12 protein-coding genes are annotated in these 13,854 nt (G+C 68.3%); 2 read left to right on the top strand and 10 right to left on the bottom strand.

Annotated elements, in window-relative coordinates; all coding sequences use genetic code 11:
- Positions 1–267: 267 nt before the first annotated feature.
- From gyrB to mutM, 8 genes are all read right to left on the bottom strand, one after another.
- The gene (gyrB, locus tag RISW2_RS07360) at positions 268–2,685 is read right to left on the bottom strand and encodes a DNA topoisomerase (ATP-hydrolyzing) subunit B (protein WP_043768558.1); all 2,418 of its coding nucleotides are present in this window, start codon (positions 2,683–2,685) and stop codon (positions 268–270) included.
- A gap of 110 nt (positions 2,686–2,795) precedes the next feature.
- Positions 2,796–3,416, bottom strand: a complete 621-nt coding sequence (locus RISW2_RS07355; protein ID WP_043768625.1) for a LysE family translocator — start codon at positions 3,414–3,416, stop codon at positions 2,796–2,798.
- Positions 3,416–4,516: a DNA replication/repair protein RecF gene (gene recF / locus RISW2_RS07350; RefSeq protein ID WP_043768623.1), complete on the bottom strand. Its 1,101-nt coding sequence runs from the start codon at positions 4,514–4,516 to the stop codon at positions 3,416–3,418. The genes RISW2_RS07355 and recF overlap by 1 nt, the downstream gene beginning before the upstream one ends.
- 95 nt (positions 4,517–4,611) lie before the next feature.
- On the bottom strand, positions 4,612–5,730 hold the full coding sequence (dnaN, locus tag RISW2_RS07345) for a DNA polymerase III subunit beta (RefSeq protein WP_043768555.1): 1,119 nt from the start codon (positions 5,728–5,730) through the stop codon (positions 4,612–4,614).
- Positions 5,731–5,896: 166 nt separating this feature from the next.
- Entirely contained in the window at positions 5,897–7,270 is a 1,374-nt protein-coding gene (gene dnaA, locus RISW2_RS07340) for a chromosomal replication initiator protein DnaA (protein WP_043768553.1), read from the bottom strand.
- Between the two features lie 488 nt (positions 7,271–7,758).
- Positions 7,759–8,022 carry a 30S ribosomal protein S20 gene (gene rpsT / locus RISW2_RS07335; RefSeq protein WP_043768550.1) on the bottom strand — a complete coding sequence of 88 codons (264 nt, stop codon included), beginning with the start codon at positions 8,020–8,022 and terminating at the stop codon, positions 7,759–7,761.
- Between the two features lie 164 nt (positions 8,023–8,186).
- The gene (locus tag RISW2_RS07330) at positions 8,187–8,963 is read right to left on the bottom strand and encodes an enoyl-CoA hydratase (protein WP_043768548.1); all 777 of its coding nucleotides are present in this window, start codon (positions 8,961–8,963) and stop codon (positions 8,187–8,189) included.
- 66 nt (positions 8,964–9,029) lie between these two features.
- A complete protein-coding gene (gene mutM / locus RISW2_RS07325; protein WP_043768545.1) occupies positions 9,030–9,881 on the bottom strand; it encodes a bifunctional DNA-formamidopyrimidine glycosylase/DNA-(apurinic or apyrimidinic site) lyase in 852 nt (283 codons plus the stop codon).
- A gap of 91 nt (positions 9,882–9,972) precedes the next feature.
- On the opposite strand from mutM, the gene ubiE reads away from it, so the two are divergent.
- Complete coding sequence (gene ubiE, locus RISW2_RS07320; protein ID WP_043768543.1) at positions 9,973–10,725, top strand: bifunctional demethylmenaquinone methyltransferase/2-methoxy-6-polyprenyl-1,4-benzoquinol methylase UbiE; 753 nt, start codon at positions 9,973–9,975, stop codon at positions 10,723–10,725.
- A gap of 3 nt (positions 10,726–10,728) precedes the next feature.
- Positions 10,729–12,261 (top strand): 2-polyprenylphenol 6-hydroxylase, encoded by a 1,533-nt coding sequence (ubiB, locus tag RISW2_RS07315; protein WP_043768541.1) that lies wholly within the window; start codon positions 10,729–10,731, stop codon positions 12,259–12,261.
- Between the two features lie 29 nt (positions 12,262–12,290).
- Here the strand turns inward: ubiB and RISW2_RS07310 are convergent, their stop codons facing one another.
- On the bottom strand, positions 12,291–12,962 hold the full coding sequence (locus tag RISW2_RS07310; RefSeq protein WP_051491850.1) for a flagellar hook capping FlgD N-terminal domain-containing protein: 672 nt from the start codon (positions 12,960–12,962) through the stop codon (positions 12,291–12,293).
- A gap of 14 nt (positions 12,963–12,976) precedes the next feature.
- Positions 12,977–13,402 (bottom strand): flagellar hook-length control protein FliK, encoded by a 426-nt coding sequence (gene fliK, locus RISW2_RS25010; protein ID WP_211238681.1) that lies wholly within the window; start codon positions 13,400–13,402, stop codon positions 12,977–12,979.
- Positions 13,403–13,854: the final 452 nt, after the last annotated feature.

Genomic DNA, 13,854 nt, shown 5'->3' with positions numbered 1-13,854 from the left:
GGACTCCAAAGGGAGCAGGTCACCTTCTATGGCGAATGGCTCAGCGCAGCCTTCATGGGCAATGGTCAATTCTGAACCAGAGTAGAAAGATGCTGCTGGCCACTTCGCTCCGCAGAGGCTCTACGCCTGATCAGTTCACGAAGTGGGCTACCGATTTTGAAGTATCACGCAACCCACTGATAAGGATAAAGATTTCGCTTTTAGCCCATCACTGCTAAGCGAAAAACTATGCGCGCCGCGAAAAACCACGCGCGCGCCTACAAGTCCTCAGAAGTCCAGGTTCTCGACCGACAGCGCGTTCTGCTGGATGAATTCGCGGCGGGGCTCGACGACGTCGCCCATGAGCTTGGTGAAGAGGTCGTCGGCCTCGGTCATGTCGTCGATCTCGACGCGCAGGAGCGTGCGGGCGTCGGGATCGAGCGTGGTCTCCCAGAGCTGGCCGGGGTTCATCTCGCCGAGACCCTTGTAGCGCTGGAGCTGGTTGCCCTTCTCGCCTTCCTCGAGGATCGCCTTCAGCAGGTCGAGCGGCCCGTAGATCGCCTGCCGGCGGTCCTTGCGGGCAAGGTGGGCTGGCGCCTCGTAGACGGCCTGCAGCGCCTTGGTGAAGCTGCCGGTCTTGCGGGCCTCGCCCGAGCGCAGCATCGTGCCGTCGAGCGTGCGCACCTCCTCGACCCCGCGCAGGATGCGGGCGAGGCGGATGCCGCGGTCCTGGGTGATGCGGCCCTGCCAGCCCTTCTCGTATTCGAGCGCGATGAGGTCGAGCCGCTCGGCGACCTTGTCGGCCACGCCCTGCAGGTCGGAATCGACCGCCCCCGGCACGAAGGCGCCGGCGATCGCGGCCTGTTCGAGGATGTGGCGCGGGTAATGCGTGGGGAACGCGTCGAGCACGCGTTTCAGCGACCGCGCCTCCTCGACCACGCGCACGAGGTCCTGGCCGGTGATCTCCTCGCCGTTGCCCTGGACCAGCAGCGCGCCCTCGGTGCCCTGCTGGATCAGGTAGTCCTCGAGCGCGCCCTGGTCCTTGAGGTAGACCTCGGACTTGCCGCGGGTGACCTTATAGAGGGGCGGCTGCGCGATGTAGAGGTAGCCGTCCTCGATGAGCTGCGGCATCTGGCGGTAGAAGAACGTCAGGAGCAGCGTCCGGATGTGCGCGCCGTCGACGTCGGCGTCGGTCATCAGCACGATCTTGTGGTAGCGCAGCTTGGAGATGTCGAACTCGTCGCGGCCGATGCCGGTCCCGAGCGCCATCACGAGGTTGCCGATCTCCTGGCTCGACAGCATCCGGTCGAAGCGCGCGCGCTCGACGTTCAGGATCTTGCCCTTGAGCGGAAGGATCGCCTGCGTGCCGCGGTCGCGGCCGGTCTGGGCCGAGCCGCCGGCGCTGTCACCCTCGACGATGAAGAGCTCGGTCTTGGACGGGTCCTTCTCGGAGCAGTCCTTGAGCTTGCCGGCGAGGTAGTTCACGTCCATCGCGGTCTTGCGGCGCGTGAGCTCGCGCGCCTTGCGCGCGGCCTCGCGGGCCAGCGCCGCCTCGACGATCTTGCCGACGATGGTCTTGGCCTCGCTCGGATTCTCCTCGAACCATTCCGAGAGCTTCTCGTTCATCATGCTCTCGACGGCGGGGCGCACCTCGGAGGAGACGAGCTTGTCCTTGGTCTGGGACGAGAACTTGGGGTCCGGCACCTTCACCGACAGGACGCAGGTCAGCCCCTCGCGCGCGTCGTCGCCGGTGAAGCTGACCTTCTCGCGCTTGGCGATGCCGCTGTCCTGCGCGTAGCGGGTCAGCGTGCGGGTCAGCGCGCCGCGGAAGCCCGCCATGTGCGTGCCGCCGTCGCGCTGCGGGATGTTGTTGGTGAACGGCAGGACCGTCTCGTGATAGCTGTCGTTCCACCACATGGCGATCTCGACGCCGATGCCGTCGCGCTCGCCGGTCATGTAGATCGGCTCCGGCATCATCGGGTGCTTGGACCGGTCGAGATACTTGACGAATTCGCGCACCCCGCCCTCGTAGAAGAGCTCCATCTTGAGCGGTTCGGCCGGGCGTTCATCCTCGAGCACGATGCGCACGCCGGAATTCAGGAAGGCGAGTTCGCGCAGGCGCTTTTCCAGCGTGTGGAAATCGTAGTCGAGGTTCGAGAACGTGGTGGTCGAGGCGAGGAACCGGACCTGCGTGCCCTGCTGGCCATTGGCGTCGCCGACGTCGCGCAGGTGCTCGACCGTGTCGCCGCGTTCGAAGCGGGCGTAATGCTCGCGCCCGTTGCGCCAGATGCGCAGCTCGAGCCAGTCCGAGAGGGCGTTCACCACCGAGACGCCGACGCCGTGCAGGCCGCCCGACACCTTGTAGGAATTCTGGTCGAACTTCCCGCCAGCGTGCAGCTGGGTCATGATGACCTCGGCCGCAGAGACGCCCTCTTCCTCGTGGATGTCGACGGGGATGCCGCGGCCGTTGTCGGTGACAGACACGCTCGAATCCGCGTGAATCCGGACCGTCACGCGGGTCGCGTGACCGGCGAGCGCCTCGTCGATGCCGTTGTCCACGACCTCGTAGACCATGTGGTGCAGGCCCGAGCCGTCATCGGTGTCGCCGATATACATGCCGGGCCGCTTGCGGACGGCCTCCAAGCCCTTGAGAACCTTGATGGAACCGGCGCCGTATTCGTCGGTGTTGCGCGCTTCTTCGGCCATGCCAAACCTTTGTTCATTCTTGCCGTAAATATACGGGTCCGCGGGGGTAATGTCACGCAACGGCCACAAGATTTTGTGGCTCGGCCGCGGCGCTGCGCAGCCTCCGGCGGTCAGCCGAGGGCGATGGCGACGGCGACGAGGAGCATCATCCCGCCTGCGGCGATGTTGGTGCGCCGGACCGCCGCGGGCGAGGACAGGAGCCGACGCGCCCGGCCGATGAAGAGCGCCAGCGCGAGGTTGCCGAGAAGCGGGATCGCGGCCGAGAGCGCGACGATGGCCGCGATGTCGGCAGCGGTCAGCCGCGACAGGTCGAAGAAGCCCGGCAGGATGCCCATGTAGAACAGGATCGCCTTGGGGTTGCCGAGGATCGCCGCAAGACCGGCGAGGAACCCGGCCCAGCGGCCGGGCCGCGTCAGGCGGCTGTCGCGGGCGATGCCGCCACCGGCGTTGCGCAGGATGGCGAGGCCCATGATCACGAACGTCAGCACCGCGACCCAGCGCAGCACCGTCATCAGGTGGGCATGCGTCTCGAGCACGAGGCTGACGCCGACGATGGCGAGGAACGGCCAGACCACGTCGCCCACGGTGACGCCGAGCGCCAGCGGCACGGCCGCGGCCATGCCCCCCGACAGCGTGCGCGCGATCATCGCCACCCAGACCGGGCCGGGCGTGAGGAAGAGGATCAGGAGCGCCCCCGCATAGAGGGCGAGATCCATGACGGAGACGGTCATCATCGCGCGCGCACCTCTGACAGGCCCGCGACCTCGGTCACCTCGAAGGCCTGCGCCCGCGCCCCGAGATCGGCAAAGAGCTCGGGGCCCGTCCCGGTCATCCAGGCCTGCGCGCCAAGCGCGGCAATCTCGTCGTAGAGATGCGCCCGGCGCGTGGCGTCGAGATGCGCTGCGACCTCGTCGAGAAGGAGGAGCGGCGCCGCCCCGATATCGTCCGCGAGCGCACGCGCGTTGGCGAGGATGAGCGAGATCAGGAGCGCCTTCTGTTCGCCGGTCGAGCAATCCGCGGCCGGCACGCCCTTTGCCGCGAAGACGCCGACGAGGTCCGCGCGGTGCGGCCCGACCAGCGTGCGGCCCGCGGCGAGGTCGCGGGACCGGCTGTCGGCGAGCGCCTCGGCCAGCGCCGGCTCCGTCTCGGGCAGCGGGACCTCGCCGGGCGAGAGGGTGAGGGCGGCGGCCGGAAAGCCCGTCTCGGCGCCTTCCTGCGCCGCGGCAATGCGGTCGAGCGCGGCACGGCGGTTCGCGTCGATCACCACGCCCGCACGGGCCATCTGCGCCTCGAGCGCGCGGTACCACGCGGGATCGCGCACCTGCTCGCGCAGCAGCCGATTGCGGTCGCGCATGGCCTTCTCGTAGTCGAGCGCCGCGTCGCCGTGGCCGGGAAAGAAGGACAGCGTCATGCGGTCGAGAAAGCGCCGCCGCCCGTCCGCACCCTCGATCCACAGCCGGTCCATGGCGGGCACCAGCCAGAGCACGCGGGCGATGCGCCCGAGCGCGGACTGCGCCGCGGGCTTGCCGTCGACCCTGACCTGGCGCGCGGCGCCGCCTTCGGACAGGATCTCGACCTCGTGCGCGCCCTCGGGCGTCGCGAGGTCGCCCGTGATCTTCCAGCCCAGCGCCTCGGGACGGCGCGCCATGTCCTGCGCCGACGCGCGGCGCAGCCCGCGACCGGGAGAGAACAGCGACACCGCCTCGATCAGGTTTGTCTTGCCCGCGCCGTTCGGCCCGTAGAGCGCGACGGACCGGCCGTCGAGATCGAGCTCGGCGCGGCGATGCGAGCGGAAATGCGACAGCGTGAGGCGGGTCAGGGAAAGGGGCATCGTGCGCGACTTAACGCGCCGGTCCGGAACCATTGCAAGCGAAAGGCGCGCCGCCGCGCCCTCCTCCGTCCCCGGGCTTTCGGCGCGGTGCGCCGTCACACACGCATCGGCATCACGACGTAGACGGCGGAGGTGTCCGTACCCTCGCGCATCAGCGTCGGATCGCCCGACGAATTGAACAGGAACACCGCGTTCTCGCGGTCGACCTGGTTCGCGATCTCGAGCAGGTACTTGGCGTTGAAGCCGATCTCGAGCCGCTCGTCACCGTAGGCGACGGCCAGCTCCTCCTCGGCGGCGCCGCTGTCGGGCGCGTTGACCGACAGCACCAGCCGATCCTCGTCGAGCTGCAGCTTGACCGCGCGCGACCGTTCGGAGCTGACGGTCGCGACCCGGTCGACGGCCCGCGCGAACTCGGCCGCGTCGACCTCGAGCCGGCGGGCGTTGTTCTGCGGGATCACCCGCGAATAGTCCGGGAAGGTTCCGTCGATGACCTTTGAGGTCAGCGTGATCTCGGGCGTGGCAAAGCGCACCTTGGTTTCGGACACCGACACGGCGATGTCCATGTCGTCGTCCTCGAGCAGCTTGCGCAACTCGTTCACGGTCTTGCGCGGCACGATCACGCCCGGCATGTCCTCGGCGCCCTGGGGCACCTCGGCGTCGATCCGGGCGAGGCGGTGCCCGTCGGTTGCCACGCAGCGCAGCACGCGGCCATCCTCGGCCTCGGCGATGTGCATGTAGACGCCGTTGAGGTAGTACCGCGTCTCTTCGGTCGAGATCGCGAACTTCGACTTGTCGAAGAGCCGGCGCAGCACCGCCGCCTTGGCGGTGAAGTTGGCACTGTATTCCGACGACGCCATGACCGGGAAATCCTCGCGCGGCAGCGTGGCGAGCGAGAAGTTGGAGCGTCCAGCCTCGACCGTCAGGCGCCCGGCCGTCCCGTCCTCGGTCAGGGTGACGAGCGATCCGTCCGGCAGCTTGCGGATGATCTCGTGCAGCAGGACCGCGGACACGGTCCCGGCACCGGCACGCTCGACCTGCGCGGGCGCCTTGTCCACCACCTCGATGTCGAGGTCGGTGGCGCGGAACTGTACCGTGCTGCCCTCGGCCTCGATCAGGACGTTGGCGAGGATCGGGATGGTGTTGCGGCGCTCGACGACGGACTGCGCCTGGCTCACGGCCTTGAGCAGGGTCGCGCGTTCCATGCTGAATTTCATCGCCAGAATCCCTCCGAGCGGCTTAGGCGCGTTCCCGGCCAGATTGTCGGGCGCGCCGCCTGTTTCCACGTTTTGTCCGATTGTTTGTGCGGGGCGTCAAGGCCGACGGACCGCGCGCGGGCGGCCCGTTCCGCAATTGTGGTCGACGAGACTCAAGGATCCGCGGTCACGCCTCGAGCGCACGGCGCAGAAGCTCGAGATCCTCAGCCATCTGGCCATCCTGCCGGGACAATTCCTCGATGCGCCGGACCCCGTGCATGACGGTGGTATGGTCCCTGCCGCCGAAGCGCTTGCCGATCTCCGGCAGCGAGCGCGAGGTCAGCTGCTTGCAGAGATACATCGCCACCTGCCGCGGGCGGGCGAAGGCGCGCGTGCGCTTGGGCCCGATCATGTCGGCGAGCCGGATGTTGTAATGTTCGGCCACCTTACGCTGGATCTCGTCGATCGAGACCTTGCGCTCGGAGGCACGCAGCACGTCGGCCAGGCATTCCTGGGTCAGGTCGAGGCCGACCTTGCGGCCGACGAGCGAGGCGAAGGCGAAGAGCCGCGTCAGCGCGCCCTCGAGCACCCGCACATTGGTCGAGATGCGGTGCGCGAGGAATTCGAGGACGCCGTTCTCGAGCGTGACGTCGGGATAGTGCACGCGCTGCGCGTCCACCTTGTTCTGCAGGATGCCAAGCCGCAGCTCGTAGTCGGTCGGATGCAGGTCGACGACGAGGCCCGATTGCAGGCGCGAGCGGATGCGGTTCTCGAGGTCCTTGATCTCGTCCGGGGCACGGTCGGCCGAGATGATGATCTGCTTGTTCTGGTCCACGAGCGCGTTGAACGTGTGGAAGAATTCCTCCTGCGTCGAATCCTTGCCGGCGATGAACTGGACGTCGTCCACCATCAGCACGTCGACGGAGCGGAAGATCGATTTGAAGTCCATCATGCGGCGGTCGCGCAGGGCCTGCACGAAGCGGTACATGAACTGTTCGGCCGACAGGTAGAGGACGTTGAGCTCGGGATTGCGGGCGCGCAGCTCCCAGGCGATCGCGTGCATCAGGTGCGTCTTGCCGAGCCCGACACCGCCGTAGAGGAACAGGGGGTTGAACGTGACGGGCCCGCCCTCGGCGACCCGACGGGCGGCCGCGTGGGCGAGCTCGTTGGGCTTGCCGACCACGAACGTCTCGAAGGTGAAGCGGCGGTCCAGCGGCGCTCCGGGCAGGAGGTCGGACGTGTTCGGCTGTGTCATCGCGTCCTGCCCGGCTGGCTTTTCACTCTCCGTCGGCAGGCTGGGCCGCGTCGGCGAATTGGCACTCGGCATGACACGGAAATGGATTCGGCGCACGTCGCTTCCGACGGCGTTCATCTGCGACAGCATGACGTCGCCGAAGGTCTGGGACACGTAGTTGCCCATGAAGGTCGTGGGCGCGGCCACGATCGCGACACCGTTCTCGGTGCCCTCGAACCGCAGAGGCTTGATCCACGTCCGGTAATTGTTCTCGCCGATCGTCTTGCACAACCGGTCCTGCAATACGCCCCACTGTTCCTGCGTCATGTTCCCCGTTCCGTCCCACGTTCTGCTCTGTGCAACGGCGTGCACCCCACACGCCTACCACCACAGCCGTCGGGACAGAGCTGCCGTGACCCGCACGCCTGAGTGGCGGCAGGAGACAAGGCAGGCTCGACGCACACAGGTCGGGTGTCCGGAGGATCCCCTTAATCCTCCGACACGCCGATGACCCGTGGCCTCGATCCGAGCACCGGACAGGTTCGCACACGTTCCAATATTCCCCGGCAGCAGACGGGTTCGGCATCTATGACCGATGCGCCTGTCGGCGCGGAACGGCGCGGTCTGTCCCCCCAAGCGACTGTGACTCGCCTCCTGAAAATACCCTGCCCGGCGATGGCATCAACTGAACTTGTGGCTTGACTCCGAAGCCGGCCGAAAAGAATCCGTTGGCGCGCACACAAATGCCACAGGCATGAAAAAAGGCCCCGCATCTTGCGGAGCCTTGCTGATCGGCATCAACATGTTGGGGCGTATCAGCCCAGTGCCTTCACCCGCGAGGACAGGCGCGACATCTTGCGAGCCGCGGTGTTCTTGTGGAAGACGCCCTTCGTCACGCCGCGCATCAGCTCGGGCTGGGCAAGGCGCAGGGCGGCCGCGGCCGCGTCCTTGTCGCCCGCGGCGATGGCTTCCTCGACCTTGCGCAGGTAGGTGCGGATCCGCGAACGGCGGGCCCGGTTCACGTCGTAGCGCTTCGCGTTCTGACGCGCGCGCTTCTTGGATTGCGGTGTATTGGCCATGTGGTGTTTCCCGTGGTCGGATTTCCGAATGTCATCGCGCAATCGACGCCGCACCCGGAACCTCAACGGCCGGACCGAATCTTGCCAAGGCGGGCATCACACGCATGTAGCGGTGGCGGATACGCGATTCCGCCCGCGCTGCCAAGCGGAAATCCCGGACGGTCCTATTCGTCGCGGAACTGCGCCGCGCGCTTCTCGAGGAAGGCGCCCATGCCCTCCTTCTGGTCGTCCGTGGCGAACATGGCGTGGAACAGCCGGCGCTCGAACAGCGTGCCCTCGGACAGCGTCGTCTCGAAGGACCGGTTCACCGCCTCCTTCACCGCCATGGCGGTCAGGCGGGATTTCTCGGCGATCTTTCCGGCGGCGGCCTGCGCCTCGTCCATCAGGCTTTTCGCCGGGACGACGCGGCTTACCAGGCCCGCGCGCTCGGCCTCCTCGGCGTCCATGAAACGGCCTGTGAGATGCATGTCCATGCTCTTGGACTTGCCCACCGCCCGCGTCAGACGCTGCGTTCCGCCGATGCCCGCCACCACGCCGAGATTGATCTCGGGCTGGCCGAACTTGGCGTTGTCCGCGGCGATGATGAAGTCGCACATCATGGCAAGCTCGCATCCGCCGCCCAGCGCGTAGCCCGCCACGGCCGCGATCACCGGCTTGCGCACCCGCGCCGCCGCGGTTGCCTCGTTGCCGAAGAGATCCGCGAGGAAGACGTCGACGAAGCTCTTCTCCGACATCTCCTTGATGTCGGCGCCCGCGGCAAAGGCCTTGGACGACCCCGTGAGGATGATGCAGCGCACCTTCTCGTTAACGTCCGCCTCGCGCAGCGCGTCCGCGAGTTCCGACAGAAGCTGCGTGTTCAGGGCGTTCAGCGCGTCCGGGCGGTTCAGCCTGATGACGGCGACGTGGTCTTCAACCTCGACGATGATCGTCTCGTAGGCCATGAAACCTCGGCTCCGGTTGTGTCCTCTCGGTCCGGAACGCTTATCACTTCGTCCCGCCGGTTCAAGCTATCTTTGGCAGGCCGGGCAGTAGAAGGACGACCGCCCCGACTGCACGATGCGCCGCACCGTGCCGCCGCAGCCGTCGCGCCGGCATGGCTGTCCCTCGCGTCCGTAGACGTCGAAACTGTGCTGGAAATACCCCAGCTCGCCGTCCGCGCGCCGGTAGTCGCGCAGCGACGATCCGCCCGCGGCGATGGCGTCGGCGAGGGTCTCGCGGATCACCGGGACAAGCGCCGCCGCGCGCCGCGCCGACAGGCGCCCGGCCCGGCGCGCGGGGTGGATCCCGGCCCGGAACAGCGCCTCGCAGACATAGATGTTGCCGAGGCCTGCGACGATCTTCTGGTCGAGGAGCGCGGCCTTGATCGGCGTGTTGCGGCCCTGCAGGGCTGCCACCAGGTGAGCCTCGCTGAAGGCGTTGCCGAGCGGCTCGGGCCCGATCGCGGCGAGGAGCGGGTGCGCCTCGCGGCTCTCGGTGGGCATCAGGTCCATGGCGCCGAACCGCCGCGGATCGTTGAAGGTGACGCGCGCGCCGCCCTCCATCTCGAACACCACGTGGTCATGTTTCTCGGGCGCCGGATGCGCGTGCACGAATCGGCCCAAGGGATCCCCCGAGACGAGGATGCGCCCCGACATGCCGAGATGCACCAGCAGGGTCTCGCCGGTGTCGAGCGCGGCCAGAAGGTATTTCGACCGCCGGCCGAGGGTCTCGACCCGCGCACCGGTCAGCCGCTCGGCCATGCGGTCGGGGAAGGGCCAGCGCAGGTCGGGGCGATTCACCCGCGCGCGCGAGATGCGCGCCCCCTCCATGACCGGGGCCAGGCCGCGGCGGACGGTCTCGACTTCGGGCAATTCGGGCATTCGGGGGCTGGTCCTTCCGGCGGCGGGCCACAATTGTATCGCCAGTGTCGCGCCGTATAAGAAGGGCGGACCGGCAGCAACGGCAAGGGCCATGGAAGACCAAAACACCAGGACGACGCATTTCGGGTTCGAGGACGTCCCCGAGGATCAGAAGGCGCCCCGCGTCCGGGGGGTCTTCACGTCTGTCGCCTCGCGCTACGACGTTATGAACGACGCCATGAGCCTCGGCATCCACCGGCTCTGGAAGGACGCGATGATGGACTGGCTCGCGCCGCGGCGGGGCCAGCGGCTCCTCGACGTGGCGGGGGGCACCGGCGACATCTCCTTCCGCTTCCTGCGGCGCGCGGGCGCGGGACGGGCCGTCGTGCTCGACCTCACGCAGCCGATGCTCGAGGCGGGCCGCAAGCGCGCCGATGCAGAGGCGCTGTCCGACAGCCTCGACTGGGTGGTGGGCGACGCCATGTCGCTGCCCTTTCCCGACGCGAGTTTCGACGTCTACACGATCAGCTTCGGCATCCGGAACGTCACCCGCCCCGAGGAGGCGCTGCGTGAGGCATACCGCGTCCTGCGGCCCGGCGGCCGCCTCATGGTGCTCGAATTCAGCCAGATCCCGGTGCCGGCGCTGCAATGGCTCTACGACCGCTACTCGTTCAACCTGATCCCCGCGATGGGACAGCTGATCGCCGACGACCGCGACAGCTACCAGTACCTCGTGGAATCGATCCGCCGCTTTCCCGACCAGGAGACGTTCCTGTCGATGATCCGGCAGGCCGGGTTCGGGAACGCCAAGTACCGCAACCTGTCGATGGGCATCGCCTGCCTGCATTCGGCCTGGAAGATCTGATCCTTGCGTGGACCGCACAACATCTGGCGGCTGGTCCGGACCGGCGCCACCTTCGAGAGCACGGGCGCCATGCGCGTCGTGCTCGACGCGCTCGACGTGCCGCGCCCGCTGCGGCTCGCCGCCCGCGTGCTGGGCTGGCCGTTCAAATGGCTCGGCCACGAGGGTGACGCCACCATGCCCCCGGTCACCCGCGCGCTGTCGGCGCTGGGGCCGGCCTACATCAAGTTCGGGCAGATTCTCTCGACCCGCCCCGACGTCGTGGGCGAGGAGCTCGCCGCGCAGCTGCGCGTGCTGCAGGACAAGCTGCCGCCCTTCACCATCGAGGAGGCGAAGGCCGCGATCGCGCGCGACCTCGACATGGATGTCGAGACGCTGTTCTCCGAATTCAGCCCGCCGGTCGCCGCGGCCTCGATCGCGCAGGTCCACCGCGCGCGGCTGCGCGACACTGGTGAAACCGTCGCCGTGAAGGTGCTGCGCCCGGGCGTGGAACGGGCGTTCCGCAAGGACATCGACGCGTTCTACTTCGCCGCGCGCATGGTCGAGCTGCTTTCGCCCTCCTCGCGCCGGCTGCGTCCGATGGACGTGATCCGCCATTTCGAGGGTGTGGTCATGGGCGAACTCGACCTCCGGCTGGAAGCCGCATCGGCCTCGGAATTCGCCGCGAACACGGCGGGCGACGCGGGCTTCACGGTCCCGGAGGTCAAGTGGTTCCATTCTGGCCGGCGGGTCATGACGCTCGGCTGGGCCGAGGGCGTGGCGCTCGGCGACAATGCCGCGCTCGATGCCGCCGGCCACGATCGCGTCGCACTCTCGGAACGCGTGCTGCAGCTCTTTCTCAGCCACGCGCTGCGCGACGGCTTCTTCCATGGCGACATGCACCAGGGCAACCTCAAGGTCGCGCCGAACGGCGACATCATCGCCATCGATTTCGGCATCATGGGGCATATCGACGTCTACACGCGGCGTGTCTACGCCGAGATCCTCTACGGCTTCATCCGCCGCGACTACAAGCGCGTGGCCGAGGTGCATTTCGAAGCGGGCTACGTCCCGCCCGACCGCGACGTGGACGAGTTCGCGCGCGCGCTGCGCGCAGTGGGCGAGCCGATCTTCGGGATGGACGCCACGCGCATCTCGATGGCGCGGCTGCTCGCGTACCTCTTCGAGGTCACCGAGCGCTTCGGGATGGAGACGCGGACCGAGCTCATCCTCCTGCAGCGCACGATGGTGGTCGTCGAGGGCGTGGCACGGTCGCTGAACCCGCGGATGAACATCTGGCGCGTCGCCCAGCCGGTGGTCGAGGACTACATCAAGAATGCCATCGGTCCCCGCGCGGTGGTCCGCGACCTGACCGAGACCGCCAAGGTCCTGGCCCGTTTCGGGCCACGGCTCCCCGGGATGGTGGAGGAGCTGCTCATCCTGCAGTCGCAGCCTCCGGCGCCCGCGCGCACCCTGTCGCGCCGGCTCCGGCTCGCCTACGGCGCGGCCGGTCTGGTCGCAGGCGCGGCGATCACCGCGGCGGCGATGGGTCTCGGCTGACCCGGTCCGCTCTTGGGGATACATGGCCGTCAGCCCCGCACCCGGATGCCGCCAGCCTCTGCCTCCGACAGCTCCTGACCATCCTCCAGCACGATCCGGATCGTGCCGTCGGGGTCCTGCCGGGCCTCGACCACGTCGGCGTAGACGCGGGCAGGACGCGTCGCCACGACCTCGCCGTCCCGGAAGGACAGAGTTTCGAACGTGTAACGACCCGGCGGCAGCGGCGCCCCGTCGGTGTCCCGTCCTACCCAGTCGATTCCGCCCGACGTGCCGGGATCGAGCGCCTCGCGGGCCACGACATTGCCGTCCTCGTCCCGCACCGTGAGCGTGGCGCTCGTCGCCTCCTCGGCGACGTCCGGATGCACGCGGAGCGGAGAGCCGTCGAAACGCGCGGCCGCGGCCACCAGCACCTGCGCCCCGGTCCAGCCGCGCAGCGTCTCGAGCGTGGAGCCGCGGATCGCCACGCCGATCTCGCGCAGGAGATCGTTGGTCTGGACCTGCTGCTCCACCGACGAAAAGGTCGCGAGCTGCGTCGCGTAATCCGTCGCATCGAGCGGATCGAGCGGGTCCTGGTTGCGTGCCTGCGTGGTCAGAAGGCGCAGGAAGGTGTCGAAATCCGAAGCGAGAACCGCGCTGCGGTCGGGTGCCGCGGGGCTGCTGGCGATCGAGGCTGCGGGCGCGGTGACGGGCGGTGCTTCCATGGCGGGTTTCTTCCTCAGAGGATCAGGTTCAGGCCGTCTCGCCGCGGGGCGTCCACGTCCCGCTCGATCGGTACGGGGGCGCGTGCGGACTCGGCAACTCCGCCGGTGGCGGTGTCTGCGGATGCCTCGGCCCCGTCGTCCCTCTGGCGGCCCGAGGCGCTGCCACCGCCGAAATTCAGGTCCACGCGCCCGAACCCGTCCGCCTGGAGGTCCCGGAGCAGCAGATCGCCGTGGCGCCGCAGCAATTCGAGCGTTTCCGGTCGTTCCGCAAGGACCTGGACAGACAACGTGCCCTCCGCATGTCGCATGACCACGCGGATCCGACCCAGTTCCTCGGGGCGCAGGCGCAGTTCCACCGTCCCGTCGCGTGTCGCGGCGATGGCTTCAGTTACCTGCCGGACGGCGGCGGGCCAGTGTTGCGAGACCAAGCCCGCGGCCATGTCAGTCCCCTGCGCCCGTATGGGCACAGGCAGGCCCGTCTCACCGCCTCCAGTGATCGCCACGAGGAGCGGGTCTGTACCTTCGGGAGGCGGCCCGTCGGCTGGCGCGATCGCGCCCGGAACCTGCAGGACCTTCGTCGGCTCGGCGGTGGCGGGCAGACGAGCCGCATGGTCCATGCCATGCCTTAGGGTGGGGTCCTGACCATACCGGACAGAGTTCCCGAAGAGACGCCAGTCCGGGTTCGTCCTGGAGGTGTTTCCGGTCCCTTCCCGACCGTCGATTCCGGCTGCATCCGGCGCGATCATGACGTAAGAGAGCTGCGGCGAGACAGGTCCGGCCGCCCGTGCGGTACCGCGCCACGCCATCGCGGCGGGTCGGGGCGGGGCTTCCGCGACGCTGCCTGACAGATCGGCGGACCCGACATCGACCGGCCCATCGGTTTCGGAAGGCA

It is taken from the genome of Roseivivax isoporae LMG 25204, from assembly GCF_000521865.1.
Classification (GTDB): Bacteria; Pseudomonadota; Alphaproteobacteria; order Rhodobacterales; family Rhodobacteraceae; genus Roseivivax; species Roseivivax isoporae.
This window is presented reverse-complemented; position numbering and strand designations above follow the sequence as displayed.